The following is a 14,366-nucleotide window of genomic DNA, read 5'->3' as shown; positions in this document are numbered from 1 at the left end:
CTCATCTCGTGAGGACTGCAATCACGAATTGCGGACTTTCAGACCTCAGGCAAGCGGTCGGCGACGAGCGCTCAGCGTCGGATGTCGGGCGCGCGGCGGATGACGAGGTACTTCTCGCTCAGTTCCTCGATGGCGAACTTGCCGATCGGGATCTCGGAGACGACGAGTTCCTCGTCGAGCGAGAACGGCGCGATCTTCGTCGTCACCTCACGCACGACCTCGCCGCCGCGGATCGTCTTGTACGTGTTGGTGATCTCGACGCGCCCGTCCTTGACCGGAACCGTCTGACGCCACCGCTCGTAGGTGTTGCGCCCCATCGTCGAACTCGCCGTGCGCACGAGCTCCTCACCCGTGTCGACGACGCCGTACGCGCGGCTCATGAGGATCGGTGCGCCCTCGGGCAGCACCTGCGCCATGCGATCCCAGAACGCGAGGCGCGCGCGTCCGCCGAGGAAGTAGATGACGTTGAACAGCAGCGCGCCACCGATCTGCTCGGGCATCCACGCGTCGAGGATCGAGTTCGGCACGACGGTGGCGCGTGCACGCAGCGAGTCGCGCTCGGCGATGCGCATCATGAGCATCGAGCGCATCCACGGGTCGGGTTCGACGGCGATGATCTCGGCGTCGGGGAACTGCTCGGCGAGCGCGACCGTCGTCAGGCCCGAGCCGGGGCCGATGTCGACGAGCGGCAACTCAGGCTTGAACCCGGCTCCCTCCCAGGGAATCCCGCCGACATAGTCGGTCTCGGGGTTGATCGGCAACCGCAGCACGTCACCGAACTCGGCCCACGCCTCGTGGTCCTTCATGTGCTCACTCATACGAAAACCTCAGAAGTTGAATCCCAGCTTGCCCAGCTGCTTCGGGTCGCGCTGCCAGTCCTTCGCCACCTTGACGTGCAGGTCGAGGTAGACCCGCTGCCCGAGCAGCTTCTCGATGCCCTCGCGCGCCGTGGTGCCGACCTCGCGCAGCCGCGAACCGCCGCGGCCGATGATGATGGCCTTCTGGCTGGGACGCTCGACGAAGATGTTGACGCGCACGTCCATGAGCGGCTTGTCGGCCGGGCGATCCTCACGCGGCACCATCTCCTCGACGACGACGGCCAACGAGTGCGGCAACTCGTCACGCACGCCCTCGAGCGCGGCCTCGCGGATGAGCTCGGCGATCATGACGGTGTCCGACTCGTCGGTCAGCACGTCGTCGGGGTACAGCTGAGGCGACTCGGGCAGGTAACCCAGCAGCACGTTCGCCACATCATCGACCTGCTTGCCCGAAACTGCCGAACACGGAACGATCGCGGCCCACTCCCCGAGACGGTCGACCTCGATGAGGTGCTCGGCGAGTCGCTCCCGATCGACGGTGTCGGTCTTCGTCACGAGCGCGACGACGGGGCGCTTGCGCACGCGCTGCAGCTCGGCGAGGTCCTTCGCGATGAACTGATCGCCCGGGCCGATCTTCTGGTCGGCGGGCAGGCAGAACCCGATGACGTCGACGTCGAGCAGCGTCTCGCGCACGACGTCGTTGAGGCGCTCACCGAGCAGCGTGCGCGGCTTGTGCAGGCCGGGGGTGTCGACGAGGACGATCTGGCCGTCGGGGCGCGTCACGATCCCACGGATCGTGTGACGCGTCGTCTGCGGCTTGCTCGAGGTGATCGCCACCTTGTCGCCGACGAGCGCGTTCGTCAGCGTCGACTTGCCCGCGTTGGGCCGCCCGACGAGGCAGGCGAAACCGGCGCGGTAGATCTCGCCGTCGTGGGTCGTGTCGTGCTCGGTCATCGATCCGTCTCCTCGCCGCGCGTCTCGGCGCTGCGCTCGTCCCCACGCCCGTCCGGGTCGGTGGGATCTTCGGGTTCCACACGCTCGACGATCAACGTCGCGAGCTGGTGGCGTCGTCCTGCCATCTTCTCAGCCGTGAGGCGCAGCCCGTCGATCTCGCCGCTCGCGCCGACGAGCGGCACGCGCCCGACGAGCTTGGCGAGCAGACCACCGACGGTGTCGATGTCGTCCTCGTCGATGCTGACGCCGTACATCTCGCTCAGGTCGTCGATCGACATGCGAGCCGGAACGCGCGTGCGGCCGTCCCCCAGTTCCTCGACGCCGGGCGTCACGCGGTCGTACTCGTCGTCGATCTCGCCGACGATCTCCTCGACGATGTCCTCCATCGTCACGATGCCGGCGGTGCCGCCGTACTCGTCGATGACGACGGCGAAGTGGACGCGGTCGCGCTGCATCTCCTTGAGCAACGCGTCGACGGGCTTCGACTCGGGCACGAACGCGAGATCGCGCATCACCTCGGAGATGGCGATGGCGTCCGCGTCGCCGGTGAGCGTGCGCCGCACGACGTCTTTGAAGTACAGCAGGCCGACGAGGTCGTCGGAGTTCTCGCCGATGACGGGCACGCGCGAGTAGCCGGAGCGCACGAACAGGTTCATCGCCTGGTGCAGGCTCTTGTAGCCGTCGATCGTGATCATGTCGGTGCGCGGCACCATGACCTCGCGCACGATCGTGTCGCCGAGCTCGAACACGCTGTGGATCATGCGCCGCTCGTCGGCCTCGATGAGGTCGGAATCCTCAGCGAGGTCGACGAACTCGCGCAACTCCGCCTCGGAGTCGAATGGGCCGTCCTTGTAGCCCTCACCCGGGGTGACCGCGTTGCCCAGCGTCACGAGCAGCCGCGCGAGCGGTGAGAGCACCGTGAGCGCGACGAGGACGGGCCGCGCCGTCGCGAGCGCCACCTTGTCGGCGTGCTGGTGGCCCAGCGTGCGCGGCGAGACGCCGACGAGCACGAACGAGGCGATCGCCATGACGGCGACGGCCGTCGCGAGGCTCGGCCAGAACGCGCCGTCGAACGCGCGTGTCGCGGCGACGGTGACGAGGACGGCGGCCGTCATCTCGGCGCCGACGCGCAGGAATGTCAGCACCATGAGCGCCGTCGCGTGGTTGTCGACGATGCGTCCGAGCGCCGAGGCGCCGGCGTGGCCCTCCTCGGCGAGCGCGACGACGCGGTGACGCGTCACGCGCCCGAGCGCCGACTCGACGAGGGCGAAGACGAAGCCCATGACCACGCTGACGAGCGCGGCGATCAGCACGATGGTCACGTGCGGTTCACTCCCAAGGTCTGCGGGGTCACTCGCGCCCGGACGGCGGCGCGATGCGGATGGTGCCCGCCTCCGTGCTGCGCCCGCGGCTCGCGAGGTAGGTGAGCAGGATCGTGCGCTGCAGTTCGAACATCTCGACGCGCTCGTCCGGTTCGGCGTGGTCGTAGCCGAGCAGGTGCAGCACACCGTGGACGGTGAGCAGCAGCAGCTCCTCCATCGTGTCGTGCCCGGCTGCGGCCGCCTGCGCGGCGGCGACGCTCGGGCACAGGACGATGTCGCCGAGCATGCCCTCCTGGGACGGCTCGCGCTCGCTGCCGGGCGTCAGCTCGTCCATCGGGAAGCTCATGACGTCCGTCGGGCCCGGCAGATCCATCCACTGCACGTGCAGCGTCTCCATCGCTGCCTCGTCGATGATGCGGATGCTCAGCTCGACGTTGGGGTGGACGAACATCGCGTCCATCGCGTAGCGCGCGCAGTCGTGGATCTCGTCCAGCTCGACGTCGACGTCGGTCTCGTTGGCGATGTCGATCGTCATGCCGGCTGCCCCTCGCCGCCGGCGCGCGCCTCGCGGCGCTTCTTCGCCTCGGCGCGGCGACGTTCGGCTGCCGCGTCGTAGCGGCCGTAGGCGTCGACGATGTCGGAGACGAGGCGGTGACGCACGACGTCGCTCGAGTCGAGGTGGGCGAAGTGGACGTCGTCGATTCCGGTGAGCACGTCCTCGATGACCCGCAGGCCCGACGTCGTGCCACCCGGCAGGTCGACCTGCGTGACGTCACCCGTCACGACGATCTTCGAACCGAAGCCGAGGCGCGTGAGGAACATGCACATCTGCTCGCTGCTCGTGTTCTGCGCCTCGTCGAGGATGATGAACGAGTCGTTGAGCGTGCGCCCGCGCATGTACGCGAGCGGCGCGACCTCGATCGTGCCTGCGGCCATGAGCTTCGGGATCGAGTCGGGGTCGATCATGTCGTGCAGCGCGTCGTAGAGCGGACGCAGATACGGGTCGATCTTGTCGTTGAGCGTGCCGGGCAGGAAGCCGAGGCGCTCACCGGCCTCGACGGCAGGGCGCGTCAGGATGATGCGGTTGACCTGTTTGGCCTGCAGCGCCGCGACGGCCTTCGCCATCGCCAGATACGTCTTGCCCGTACCGGCCGGGCCGATGCCGAAGACGATCGTGTTGCGGTCGATCGCGTCGACGTACTCCTTCTGCCCCAGTGTCTTCGGGCGGATCGTGCGCCCGCGGCTGGAGATGATGTTCGTCGTCAGCACGTCGGCGGGGCGCTGCGCGTTCTTGCCGCGCAGCATGCCGATAGAGCGCTCGACGGCGTCACGGTTGATCTGGTGGCCCGCATCGATCATCGTGAGCAGCTCACCGACGAGGGTCTCGACGATCGCCGCGTCCTCGCGCGGGCCGTCGATCGTCAGCTCATTGCCGCGCGCAAAGACGAACAGGCGCGGGAAGGCGCGCTCGATCGTGCGCATCAGCTGATCCTGCGGCCCGAGCAACTGCACCATCGCGACGTCGGGCGGGATGACGATGCGCGTCTGCTGCGAGGCAGCCTGGCCGTCAGGGTCGTGAGGGGTGCGCTCGGAGGGCGCGGAAGCGTCAGTCATCGTGTCTCCAGTCTAGTGGTCGCTCGGGCGCTCAGACCCAGCGCGAGCGCGCGAGCAGGGCGGCGAGCGCCGCCGGGCCGGCCGACGACGAACGCAGCACGGTGGCGCCCATCCGCACCGGCGTGGCACCGGCCGCGACGAACGCGTCGAGCTCGGCGGGCGTGATGCCGCCCTCGGGGCCGACGACGAGCATCACGTCACCGGCCGACGGCAGCTCGACCTGCGCGAGACTCGCCTCGGCGTCCTCGTGCAGGACGAGCGCGAGGCCGCCCTCCGCGACGGTGGCCGAGATCGCCTGCGCCGCAGCGTTCTTCGTCACGAGGTCACTGATGCGCGGGGGCGTCGCCCGTCGTGATTGTTTCGTGGCCGCCTCGGCCTGCGCCACCCATTTACGGCGGGCCTTCTCGGCGCGCTCACCCCTCCACTGCACGATGGAACGCTCCGCCTGCCACGGCACGACGGCGTCGACGCCGAGCTCCGTCGCCGCCTCCACCGCCTGCAGGTCGCGATCACCCTTAGCGAGCGCCTGGACGAGCGTGAACGTCACCGCCGGCGGCGTCTCGCGCGTCACCTCGCTCACGTGCGCCGTCAGCTCGCCCTTCGTGGTCTCTGCGACCACGGCGTGCGCGACGAGGCCCTCGCCGTCGGCGAGCAGGATCTGCTCACCGACACCCATCCGCTTGACGGTGACGGCGTGGCGTCCCTCGTCACCCGCGAGCACGACGGGTGCACCCGGCGCCATGTCGTCGGACAGAGCGCCGGGTGCGACGAAGTAGAGGTGCGCGGTCACGCCTCAGCCCTTCCAGGCCTGACGCAGCTTGCCGAGCAGGCCCTGGTTGACGGGCTGGAACTTCGGCGCCGGCGAGTCCTCTCCGCGCGACTCGGCGAACTGACGCAGCAGGTCGGCCTGCTCGGCCGTCAGCTTGCTCGGGGTGCGCACGTTGGCGTGCACGAGCAGGTCGCCGCGGTTGTCGGTGCGCAGCCGCGTGACGCCGAGGCCCTTGAGGGTGATGACGTCGCCGGGCTGCGTGCCGGCCTTGATGTCGATGTCGCGCGAGCCGTCGAGCGTCTCGAACGGCACCGTGGCGCCGAGCGCCGCGGCCGACATCGGCAGCTCGAGCGAGCAGTGCAGATCGTCGCCCTGACGCTGGAACATCGGGTGCTTCTCGACGCGTACCTCGACGTACAGGTCACCGGCGGGGCCGCCGCCGGGGCCGACCTCGCCTTCACCACGCAGCTGGATGCGCGTGCCGGTGTCGACGCCGGCGGGTACCTTGATCGTGATGGTGCGCGTGTCGCGCTTGCGGCCGTTGCCGTCGCACTCGAAACACGGGCTGTCGATGATGTCGCCGTACCCCTGGCACGCGGTGCACGGACGCGACGTCAACACCTGGCCGAGGAAGCTGCGCTGCACCTGCTGCGTCTGCCCCGCACCGCCGCACACGTCACACGTGTGCTTGCCCGTGCCGGGACGCGAACCGTCGCCATGACAGGTCGAGCAGACGACGGCCGTGTCGAACGTCAGCTCCTGCTCGCCGCCGAAGACGGCCGTGGCGAGTTGGATGTCGAGCGGCAGCAACGCGTCCTGGCCGTGCTGGACGCGGCTGCGCGGGCCGCCGCCTCCCCCTGCGGCACCCCCCGTGAAGAACGCGTCCATGATGTCGCTGAAGCTGAACCCGGCGCCACCGCCGGGCGCGTAGGGGTCGACGCCCTGGTCGTAGGCCGCCTTCTTCTGCGGATCGCCGAGCACGTCGTAGGCCTGCCCGACGCGCTTGAACTCCTCGGCCGCCTCCGGGGAGGGGTTGACGTCGGGGTGCAGCTTGCGGGCCTTCTTGCGGTAGGCGCGCTTGATCTCCTCGACGGAGGCCTCACGCGTGACACCGAGTTCGGCGTAGTAGTCGTTCACGAGCATCCTTGCTTTCGACGGGTGAAGATTTCATCACTCATGTGGTCGTGGTGCGCCCGAGCCATCACTGCTCGAGAAGTTCGGAGACGTAGCGGGCGACCGCGCGCACGTTCGCCATCGTCTGCGGGTAGTCCATGCGGGTCGGGCCGAGCACGCCGAGCGTCGCGACGGCGTCGCTGCCGTAGGCCGTCGTCACGAGCGAGGTCGACTCGAGGCCTGCGAAGTCGTTCTCGGCGCCGATGCGGACGGTCACCTCGTGCGTCGGATCGTCGTCGCGTGTGCTGATGAGGCGCATGAGGACGACGTGCTCCTCCAGCGCCTCGAGAACACGGCTGACGCTGAGGCCCGCGTCGTCGCGCAGCCCGGCACGCGCGAGGTTCGCCGTCCCCGCGAGCACGACGCGCTCCTCCCGGTCCTCGGCGAACACCGCGGCGATCGTCGCGACGATCGTGTCGACGTCCGCACGCTGCCCCGGCTCGAACTCCGCGCCCAGCTCGGTCATGGCCGCGGCGGCCTCGGTGAGCAACCGCGCGCCGGAGACCTCGTTGACGCGCGCTCGCAGCGTCTGGACGAGGCGCTCGTCGTCGGCGGAGGCGACGGAGACGAGACGCTGCTCGATGCGACCTGAGTCGAGGATGACGACGAGCGACAGGCGCCCCTCGGCGGCCGGCACGAGCTCGATGTGCCGCACCCGTGAGCGCCGCAGCGACGGGTACTGCATGACGGCCGCCTGGTTCGTCAGCGTGGCGAGCAGCCGGGCGGTGCGCTCGACGATGTCGTCGAGGTCGACGCTCTGACGCAAGAACGTCTCGATCGCTCGACGCTGTGTCGCGCTCAGCGGCCGCACCTGGCTGAGGCGGTCGACGAAGATTCGGTAGCCGGCATCGGTGGGCACGCGACCGGCCGAGGTGTGCGGCGCGGAGATGAGACCGGCGTCCTCGAGGGCGGCCATGTCATTGCGGATCGTCGCGGCGGAGACGCCGAGCTGATGACGTTCGAGCAACGCCTTCGAACCCACCGGTTCGGACGTCGCGACATAGTCCTGCACGATGGCGCGCAGCACCTCGAGCCGCCGTTCGTCGCTCATGCGCTCACCTCCCGCGCCTCGATACCGTCCTTCGATCTGCAGTCCGTCCAAGATTGGCACTCACGCCGAGCGAGTGCCAAATCATGCGGGGTGTGTTCGCCCACAGCGTCGCGGGCGATTCCCTCGCGCCGTCGTCCATCGTCCGTCGGTCGGCAGGCGCGCGCTCCCCGGCCCTCGGCGACGCCGCGACGGGCGCCTGGCTGCGCCCGCGGCCATCGTTCTCGGCGCGCCGCGACGGCGGTTGTCGGTGGGCGGTTCTACCCTGATCGCCATGACCGACCGTTACGGCTCCGACGTCCTCTCCGGCGATTGGCGCGCGCCTCGACGTGGGCGTTCGCGCGAGGTGCCCGCTGAGCTCGACGTCGTCGTCGAGGACGCCCAGAGCGGTTACGTCGGCGCCGTCGTGCGCGTCGAGAAGTCGGGCGGGCAGCACGTCGTCTTCCTCGAGGACCGCTTCGGCAAGGCCCGCGGATTTCCGCTCGGCGCCGGCTTCCTCGTCGACGGCGAACCCGTGACACTCGTTGCGCCCCGACCCGCCACCGCCGCGCGCCTCGCCGAGCAGCAGACGCAGGCCGGGCGGACGGCGTCCGGTTCGCTCGCCGTCCCCGGGGCGAAGGCGCGCGTCGCGCTGGGTTCGCGAATTTTCGTCGAGGGACGGCACGACGCCGAACTCGTCGAGAAGGTGTGGGGTGACGACCTGCGCATCGAGGGCGTCGTCGTCGAATACCTCGAGGGCGTCGACGATCTCGCGGCCGTCATCCGCGACTTCCGACCCGAGAAGGGACGCCGCCTCGGCATCCTCGTCGACCACCTCGTGCCCGGCACGAAGGAGGCACGAATCGTCGAGAAGGCACGCGCCCTGCCGCAGGCACGCGACCACGTGCTCATCGTCGGCCACCCCTACGTCGACGTGTGGCAGTCCGTACGACCCGAGCGGCTCGGCTGGTCGAAGTGGCCCGTCATCCCCAAGGGGCAGTCGTGGAAGCACGGCATCCTCGCCGAGCTCGGCTGGCCGCACGCGACGCAGGCGGACGTCGCGCGCGGATGGAAGCAGATCCTCGGCACCGTGCGCACGTACGCCGACCTGCAACCCGAACTGCTCGGACGCGTCGAGGAGCTCATCGACTTCGTCACCGACCCCGCGCAGCAGTGAGACGCCGGGATGGCGCGGCGTGCGCCGACATCATCCCCGGGATGGACGCCGGGGCCCGCGAATATCGATCCCGCGGGGGATGCGCTCGGGACGCAGACACGGAATCATGGTCAGTGAACGAGAGATTCACCCTTCGACACCAGGAGACGTCGTGAGCAACTCCCAGCCGTACCCCTACCCCGACGAGCGCACGCAGGGCCAGGGAGCCGGACGGCTGGCCGGCGCTCCGTACGGCGCCGAGCCGCCCGTCACCGGCCAGGGTCACCTCAGCGATGACGAGCGCGCCGCCTCGATCGTCGCGCACCTGTCGGCGCCGGCCGCCGCGATCCTGTCTGCGGGATGGGTGAGCTTCCTCGGCCCGCTCATCGTGTGGTTCATCTACAGAAACCGCTCCGCCGCGGTGCGCCGCGCAGCGGCCGGGGCGTTCAACTTCAACGTTGCGTTCTCGATTCTCTACATCGTCGGTTGGGTTCTGGTCTTAACCCTCGTCGGCATTCCCGTCGCGCTCGTGCTCTGGGCCGTCATCTTCCTCGTCGCCGCGTGGTGCCACGTCAAGGGAGCGCTGCGCTCGGCGCGTGGCGAGAGCTACGACTACCCGTTCCAGATCCGCATCCTCAACTGATGCGGCCCACGTCGCGACGCCCCGCCCCAACAGCGCACCTCGTGTGAGCGCTGGGCTCGCCCCCACCCCTGACAACGTTCCCTCGGCACCCCGTGCCGCGGCGCTTCGTGCTACCCGATTTAAGAAAAGAATCATCATCCCTGCCCTGACCCCGGCCCCCCGTTAGCGCGAGGGCGTCGCCGCCGTCGACAAGCGTTCGGCGCTCAAGAACGTCCTCGGTGCCCTCGGCCTCCTGCTGCTCGCCATGTTCGCTGGCAGTCTCGTCGCCGCCGTCGGTGATCTGTTCGGCGACAGCGAGAACGGCCTCGTGACGCCGATCGGCGTCGTGACGATGGCGCTGCAGCTCGCGATCGCGGCCTTCGTCTTCCGCCGGGCCTGGCACATCACCTCACGCGACCTCGGCTTCGTCAAGGAGGGCGCGCTGGGTTCCTGGCTCGTCGGCGCACGGGGCGGCATCGCCGCCATCACCATCGTCTGGGGCGCCAACCACCTGCTCGGGGGCGTCGACTTCTCGCCCAAGATCACCGCCTCCGGAAAACGCGAACTCGCCCAGGATGAGCGAGGCGCCCGCGCCGATGAGGATCGCCCCCAGGACGCGGAAGACCGAACTCTCGGCCGCCGTGTTCATGACCGCGCCGGCCAAGCAGCGCGAAGATGCCTTAGACGGCGGGGTGAACGTGGACGCCGTCCTGGGAGACGTTGTCCTTGAACGGACCCTTGCCGGCGCGGATGAGGCGCGTCACGAGGAAGGTGACGACGAAGGAGATGAAGACGAACAGGAGCGGCAGCGTCGTCGTCGAGTAGTCGGAGCCGTTCATCGGCGCCCCCTTCGGTCGTCGGGGTCGGCGCAGGCGGGCACGCAGGGGCCCGGGGATCGCCCCTGAGGCAGGCCAGCCCCGGGAGGCGGGCGTCTCGGTGCGCGCGGCTCAGATCGCGAGCAGCGCCCGCACGACGGTGTCGGTGAGCAGGCGACCGCGCAGCGTCAGACGAACTCGTTTGTCGCGCACCGCTGACGGGCCGTCGATCAGCCCCGAGGCGACGAGGCCGGCGACGGCGCGTCGCCCGTCCTCGTCGAGAATGTCGAGAGGAAGTCCCTCGGCGAGGCGCACCTGGAGTAGGACGCGTTCCTCATAGCGCTGGCGCTCGTCGAGCAGTTCGCGTGCCAGCGCCGGCGAGAGCCCCGCGTTGACGCGTTGGGCGTAGGCGCGCGGATGCTTGACGTTCCACCAGCGCACGCCGCCGACGTGGCTGTGCGCGCCGGGGCCGACACCCCACCACGGCTCGTCGCGCCAGTACGCGAGGTTGTGGCGGCACTGCGTCTGCGGCGAGCGCGCCCAGTTCGACACCTCGTACCAGTCGTACCCGGCATCCGCGAGCAAGGCGTCGGCGAGCTCGTACTTGTCGGCCTCGTCGTCGTCATCGGGCAGGGGCAGCTCGCCGCGACGCACCTGCGCCCCCATCTTCGTGCCCTCCTCGACGACGAGGGCGTAGGCGCTGATGTGGTCGGGCTCCAGCGCGATCGCCGCGTCGAGCGAGGTGCGCCAGTCGTCGAGACTCTCACCCGGCGCGCCGTAGATGAGATCGATGCTGACCTGCAGCCCGACGTCCTTCGCGGCGCGCACGGCGCGTTCGACGTTGGCCGGGTCGTGCGTGCGCTCGAGCGTCGCGAGCACGTGCGGGACGGCCGACTGCATGCCGATGCTGACGCGCGTGAAACCACCGTCGGCGAGGGTGCGCAGGTAGGTCTCGTCGACCGAATCGGGGTTGGCCTCCGTCGTGACCTCGCACCCCTCGGCGAGACCGAACAGCTCGCGCGCCTTCGCGAGGATGCGGACGAGGTCGTCGGCGGGCAGCATCGTCGGGGTGCCGCCGCCGATGAAGACGGTCTCGATGACGGGGACGCCGCTGGGCGCCTCGCCCAGCTCACGTGCCGCGAGATCCAGCTCGCGCAGCGCGGCGTCCGCGTATGTGCTGACACTCGCGCCCGGCTCACCGAGCTCGGTGAGCGTGTAGGTGTTGAAGTCGCAGTAACCGCAGCGCGTCACGCAGAACGGCACGTGGACGTACAGCCCGAACGCACCGCCCGCCAGCGTCGCGAGCGCAGCGGACGGGAGGGCACCGTCGTCAGGGGCGGGGATTCCGTCGGGCATCTGCGGCATCTGGTCATTGTCGCACCGCTCGGCGTCGCACCGTTGCCGTCCATCCCTGCCGCGCCCAGCTCATCGCCGCGTTCAGGCGTGACGCAGAGCGCGCTGGTGACACACCGCGAGCAGCGAGCTGATCGCGCAGACGCTCCAGGTGCCGAGCAGGAAGAGATACAGCGCCGCACCGGCCCAGGTGAAGATCGCGTGGTGCGAGCTGAGCCCCAGCATCGACGAGCCAAGCACGAGCGTGCCGACGGGGAACGTCATGCCCCACCAGCCTGGGCTGAACGGCATGCGCTTCGTGAAGCCACGCACCGTCATGGCGAGCGCCCACGCGACGAGCGGCACCCCGATCGTCAGCATGACGTAGCCGTAGACGTGCCCGGCCTGGGTCACCGTCGTCGCGATCGGGCCCTGCAGCATCGACGCCGATTGCCTCGCGATGGCCTGCGCAGCCGCCGTCGACTGACCGACGACGCCGAGCGGCAGCCACGCGGTGATCGACGCCGCGAGCGGCAGCGGCTCGACGAGCCAGTGGTGGCGGTAGGCGATCGCGAAGATGATGACCCCGAGCACGAGCGCGACGAAGAAGCAGGCCGCGCTCGCGAGCAGCACCCATACGCGCGCCTGCGGGTCGCTCAGCCAACCGACGATGCCGGCGCCGGCGGTCGCCGAGACCATCGGCGGCACGACCGCCAGACCCCACGCGGTCGTCGGTGTGCTCGGGTCGGCGACGAGCAGACGGGCCGGCACGGCGACGGCGGTGGCGAGGCCGATGACGGTGCCGATGACCCACAGGACGAGGTCGGCCCGCCAGGCTGCGTCCCTCAGGCCCGCGGAGATTGTCGGGAGCACCGCCGATGTCGCCGAACCGACGGCGAGGACGCCCATCGAGACCATGCCCCACTGCGCCATCGCGACGGGGTTCGCGATGCTCGCACGCAACGCGTCGCGGTCACGAGCGATACGGACGACGAACGCGGCGGTGAGGGCGACGAGCAACGTACAGGCGATGAGCCAGAACACCACGGCGAGCAGGTGACCGAACGGGATGACGTCGGTGCGCAGTTCGCTCAGCGTCGCCAGGATGGCGCTGCCCATGACACTGCCGTACCAAGCCGGCGACGCCGCGGGCACCGTCGTGTTCGCGAAGAACGAGCCGGTGGTGCGGTGAGGCATGACGTCGGTGGCGGTGGCTGTGCTCATGGGTTCCATGCTCCCGCCGTGTCGGCTCGCCCGGTAGCCCTATATCCGGCATGGGGGTATGCGTTTCGCATATAGGCTGGAGTGGTGACGACCTGGCCCGACCTCGCGACGCTCGAACTGCTCGTGGCACTCGCCGATGAGGGCTCGCTCAGTGCGGCCGCCCGACGCTGCGGGGTGGCGCAACCCAACGCGAGTCGCAGCATCGCCCGGCTGGAGCGCGGGCTCGGCCTGTCGCTCATCCATCGCGCGACGACCGGTGCCCGCGTCACGACCGACGGCCTGCTCGTCGTCGAATGGGCGCGCGCGACGCTCGAGGCGGCGCGCGCCCTCGAGACGGGAGTCGCGGCACTGCGCGCTCGTACGCAGGCGCCCCTCGTCGTCATGGCGAGCCAGACGGTCGCCGAACACCTGTTACCGGGATGGATCGCGGGGTGGCAGCACGCCGCGGGTGGCGCGGGCGCCGGTGGCGCTTCCCCTCACGACCCATCGCTTGGCGAGACGCGCGGCATCTCGGTAGCCGTCGGCAACACGACGGAGGTGCTCGCCGCGGCACGCGGCGGTGAGGTGGATCTGGGGTTCATCGAGGGCCCCGGCGCTCCGCCAGGGTTGAACTCCGTCGTCGTCGCGCATGACGACCTCGTCCTCGTCGTCGCGCCGCAGCATCCGTGGGCCGCGCGCTCACGTGTCCGCGCCGAGGAACTGGCGGCCACACCGCTCGTCGCGCGCGAGTCGGGCTCGGGCACGCGGGTGGCCTTGCGCCGCGCCCTCGCGCCGCTCGATGTCGCTCCCCCGGCGCTCGAGCTGGCGAGCAACGCCGCCGTGCGGGTTTCCGCCGCGGCCGGGACGGCTCCCGCCGTCCTCAGCCGGCTCGCTGTCGACGACGCGCTGCGTGCGGGCACCCTCGTGGAGGTCGGCGTCGACGGCGTCGACCTCACCCGCAACCTGAGGGCCGTCTGGGCCGGCCCACGGCGGTTGACGAACCCCGCCGCCGCGGCGCTTCTGGCCACGGCGGCGGGGTGAACGTCACTTCTTCTTCTTGGCCGAGACGTAGATCGGGATGATGCCCTCGACGGCGACCGTGCCGTCCTCGACGAGGCGCCCCGTCACCTTGACGTCGACCTGGAACGGCGGCTCCTTGTCCCAGTCCTCCGGCGTCGTCTCGGCGATGCACTCGATGTCGCCGGGCGTCTTCGCGACGTAGTCGAGCGTGATGCCCTTGGGGATCCAGCGCATGTCGTCGGGCGTCGTCGCCTCCGCGAGCAGCCCCATGGCGCACTCCATGCCGTTGGCGATGGCGATGGCGTGCACGGTGCCGATGTGGTTCTGCACACCCCACCACTTCTTGATCTTCACGACGCCGCGGTGCGGCTCCATCGTCTGGATCATCGGGGCGACCGTGCGGAAGTAGGGCGCCTTGAGCGCGAACGCGGCCGAGAACGCTGCGCGCCCCGCCTTGTCGTTCTTCGCTGTGAGCTTCTTGTACATGCCGTAGACCTGATTCATGGCCCCAAGGTTACCCGCGAGTATCGCGTTCGCGCCC

At 69.9% G+C, this 14,366-nt stretch carries 16 protein-coding genes; 4 read left to right on the top strand and 12 right to left on the bottom strand.

Annotated elements, in window-relative coordinates:
* Positions 1–71: 71 nt before the first annotated feature.
* From AC1RS9_RS04315 to hrcA, 8 genes are all read right to left on the bottom strand, one after another.
* Positions 72–818, bottom strand: a complete 747-nt coding sequence (locus AC1RS9_RS04315) for a class I SAM-dependent methyltransferase (RefSeq protein ID WP_235006170.1) — start codon at positions 816–818, stop codon at positions 72–74.
* A 9-nt stretch (positions 819–827) separates the two neighbouring features.
* Complete coding sequence (gene era / locus AC1RS9_RS04310; protein ID WP_006944283.1) at positions 828–1,772, bottom strand: GTPase Era; 945 nt, start codon at positions 1,770–1,772, stop codon at positions 828–830.
* Entirely contained in the window at positions 1,769–3,094 is a 1,326-nt protein-coding gene (locus AC1RS9_RS04305; protein ID WP_062257790.1) for a hemolysin family protein, read from the bottom strand. Before AC1RS9_RS04305 ends, era begins: the two co-directional genes overlap by 4 nt.
* 28 nt (positions 3,095–3,122) lie before the next feature.
* Entirely contained in the window at positions 3,123–3,629 is a 507-nt protein-coding gene (gene ybeY, locus AC1RS9_RS04300; protein WP_006944324.1) for an rRNA maturation RNase YbeY, read from the bottom strand.
* Positions 3,626–4,708: a PhoH family protein gene (locus AC1RS9_RS04295; protein ID WP_492920606.1), complete on the bottom strand. Its 1,083-nt coding sequence runs from the start codon at positions 4,706–4,708 to the stop codon at positions 3,626–3,628. Before AC1RS9_RS04295 ends, ybeY begins: the two co-directional genes overlap by 4 nt.
* Before the next feature lie 31 nt (positions 4,709–4,739).
* Positions 4,740–5,498: a 16S rRNA (uracil(1498)-N(3))-methyltransferase gene (locus AC1RS9_RS04290; protein WP_074045590.1), complete on the bottom strand. Its 759-nt coding sequence runs from the start codon at positions 5,496–5,498 to the stop codon at positions 4,740–4,742.
* A gap of 3 nt (positions 5,499–5,501) precedes the next feature.
* Positions 5,502–6,614, bottom strand: coding sequence for a molecular chaperone DnaJ (gene dnaJ / locus AC1RS9_RS04285; protein ID WP_062257843.1), 1,113 nt, complete (start codon positions 6,612–6,614; stop codon positions 5,502–5,504).
* A 64-nt stretch (positions 6,615–6,678) separates the two neighbouring features.
* The gene (gene hrcA, locus AC1RS9_RS04280) at positions 6,679–7,701 is read right to left on the bottom strand and encodes a heat-inducible transcriptional repressor HrcA (RefSeq protein WP_062257786.1); all 1,023 of its coding nucleotides are present in this window, start codon (positions 7,699–7,701) and stop codon (positions 6,679–6,681) included.
* Between the two features lie 271 nt (positions 7,702–7,972).
* Between hrcA and AC1RS9_RS04275 the strand changes: the two genes are divergently transcribed.
* The 3 genes from AC1RS9_RS04275 (at position 7,973) to AC1RS9_RS04265 (ending at position 10,185) form a co-directional block, all read left to right on the top strand.
* Entirely contained in the window at positions 7,973–8,854 is an 882-nt protein-coding gene (locus AC1RS9_RS04275) for a DUF3097 domain-containing protein (protein ID WP_040014389.1), read from the top strand.
* Positions 8,855–9,005: 151 nt separating this feature from the next.
* Positions 9,006–9,476, top strand: coding sequence for a DUF4870 domain-containing protein (locus AC1RS9_RS04270; protein WP_006944228.1), 471 nt, complete (start codon positions 9,006–9,008; stop codon positions 9,474–9,476).
* A gap of 244 nt (positions 9,477–9,720) precedes the next feature.
* The gene (locus AC1RS9_RS04265; protein ID WP_131941182.1) at positions 9,721–10,185 is read left to right on the top strand and encodes a hypothetical protein; all 465 of its coding nucleotides are present in this window, start codon (positions 9,721–9,723) and stop codon (positions 10,183–10,185) included.
* Here the strand turns inward: AC1RS9_RS04265 and AC1RS9_RS04260 are convergent.
* From AC1RS9_RS04260 to AC1RS9_RS04250, 3 genes are all read right to left on the bottom strand, one after another.
* A complete protein-coding gene (locus AC1RS9_RS04260; protein ID WP_160126212.1) occupies positions 10,136–10,294 on the bottom strand; it encodes a hypothetical protein in 159 nt (52 codons plus the stop codon). The two genes, AC1RS9_RS04265 and AC1RS9_RS04260, sit on opposite strands and share 50 nt — an antisense overlap.
* 108 nt (positions 10,295–10,402) lie before the next feature.
* A complete protein-coding gene (gene hemW, locus AC1RS9_RS04255; protein WP_131941184.1) occupies positions 10,403–11,635 on the bottom strand; it encodes a radical SAM family heme chaperone HemW in 1,233 nt (410 codons plus the stop codon).
* Between the two features lie 72 nt (positions 11,636–11,707).
* The gene (locus tag AC1RS9_RS04250) at positions 11,708–12,826 is read right to left on the bottom strand and encodes a TDT family transporter (RefSeq protein WP_083607200.1); all 1,119 of its coding nucleotides are present in this window, start codon (positions 12,824–12,826) and stop codon (positions 11,708–11,710) included.
* Positions 12,827–12,910: 84 nt separating this feature from the next.
* Here AC1RS9_RS04250 and AC1RS9_RS04245 point away from each other — a divergent pair, with 84 nt between their 5' ends.
* On the top strand, positions 12,911–13,846 hold the full coding sequence (locus AC1RS9_RS04245) for a LysR family transcriptional regulator (protein WP_074045586.1): 936 nt from the start codon (positions 12,911–12,913) through the stop codon (positions 13,844–13,846).
* A 3-nt stretch (positions 13,847–13,849) separates the two neighbouring features.
* Here AC1RS9_RS04245 and AC1RS9_RS04240 read toward each other — a convergent pair whose 3' ends face one another.
* A complete protein-coding gene (locus AC1RS9_RS04240; protein WP_074045585.1) occupies positions 13,850–14,329 on the bottom strand; it encodes a hotdog fold domain-containing protein in 480 nt (159 codons plus the stop codon).
* Between the last annotated feature and the right edge of the window lie 37 nt (positions 14,330–14,366).

This window comes from Dermacoccus sp. MPR-E5, assembly GCF_058809565.1.
Note: the sequence above shows the minus strand (reverse complement) of the source record. Positions and strands in the feature narration are given on the sequence as shown.

Bases quoted from the DNA above. Each gene is read 5' to 3' on its own strand.
- AC1RS9_RS04315 (WP_235006170.1), bottom strand. From the start codon at position 818: ATGAGTGAGCACATGAAGGACCACGAGGCGTGGGCCGAGTTCGGTGAC.
- era (WP_006944283.1), bottom strand. From the start codon at position 1,772: ATGACCGAGCACGACACGACCCACGACGGCGAGATCTACCGCGCCGGT.
- ybeY (WP_006944324.1), bottom strand. From the start codon at position 3,629: ATGACGATCGACATCGCCAACGAGACCGACGTCGACGTCGAGCTGGAC.
- AC1RS9_RS04295 (WP_492920606.1), bottom strand. From the start codon at position 4,708: ATGACTGACGCTTCCGCGCCCTCCGAGCGCACCCCTCACGACCCTGAC.
- hrcA (WP_062257786.1), bottom strand. From the start codon at position 7,701: ATGAGCGACGAACGGCGGCTCGAGGTGCTGCGCGCCATCGTGCAGGAC.
- AC1RS9_RS04275 (WP_040014389.1), top strand. From the start codon at position 7,973: ATGACCGACCGTTACGGCTCCGACGTCCTCTCCGGCGATTGGCGCGCG.
- AC1RS9_RS04265 (WP_131941182.1), top strand. From the start codon at position 9,721: ATGTTCGCTGGCAGTCTCGTCGCCGCCGTCGGTGATCTGTTCGGCGAC.
- AC1RS9_RS04260 (WP_160126212.1), bottom strand. From the start codon at position 10,294: ATGAACGGCTCCGACTACTCGACGACGACGCTGCCGCTCCTGTTCGTC.
- hemW (WP_131941184.1), bottom strand. From the start codon at position 11,635: ATGCCGCAGATGCCCGACGGAATCCCCGCCCCTGACGACGGTGCCCTC.
- AC1RS9_RS04250 (WP_083607200.1), bottom strand. From the start codon at position 12,826: ATGAGCACAGCCACCGCCACCGACGTCATGCCTCACCGCACCACCGGC.
- AC1RS9_RS04240 (WP_074045585.1), bottom strand. From the start codon at position 14,329: ATGAATCAGGTCTACGGCATGTACAAGAAGCTCACAGCGAAGAACGAC.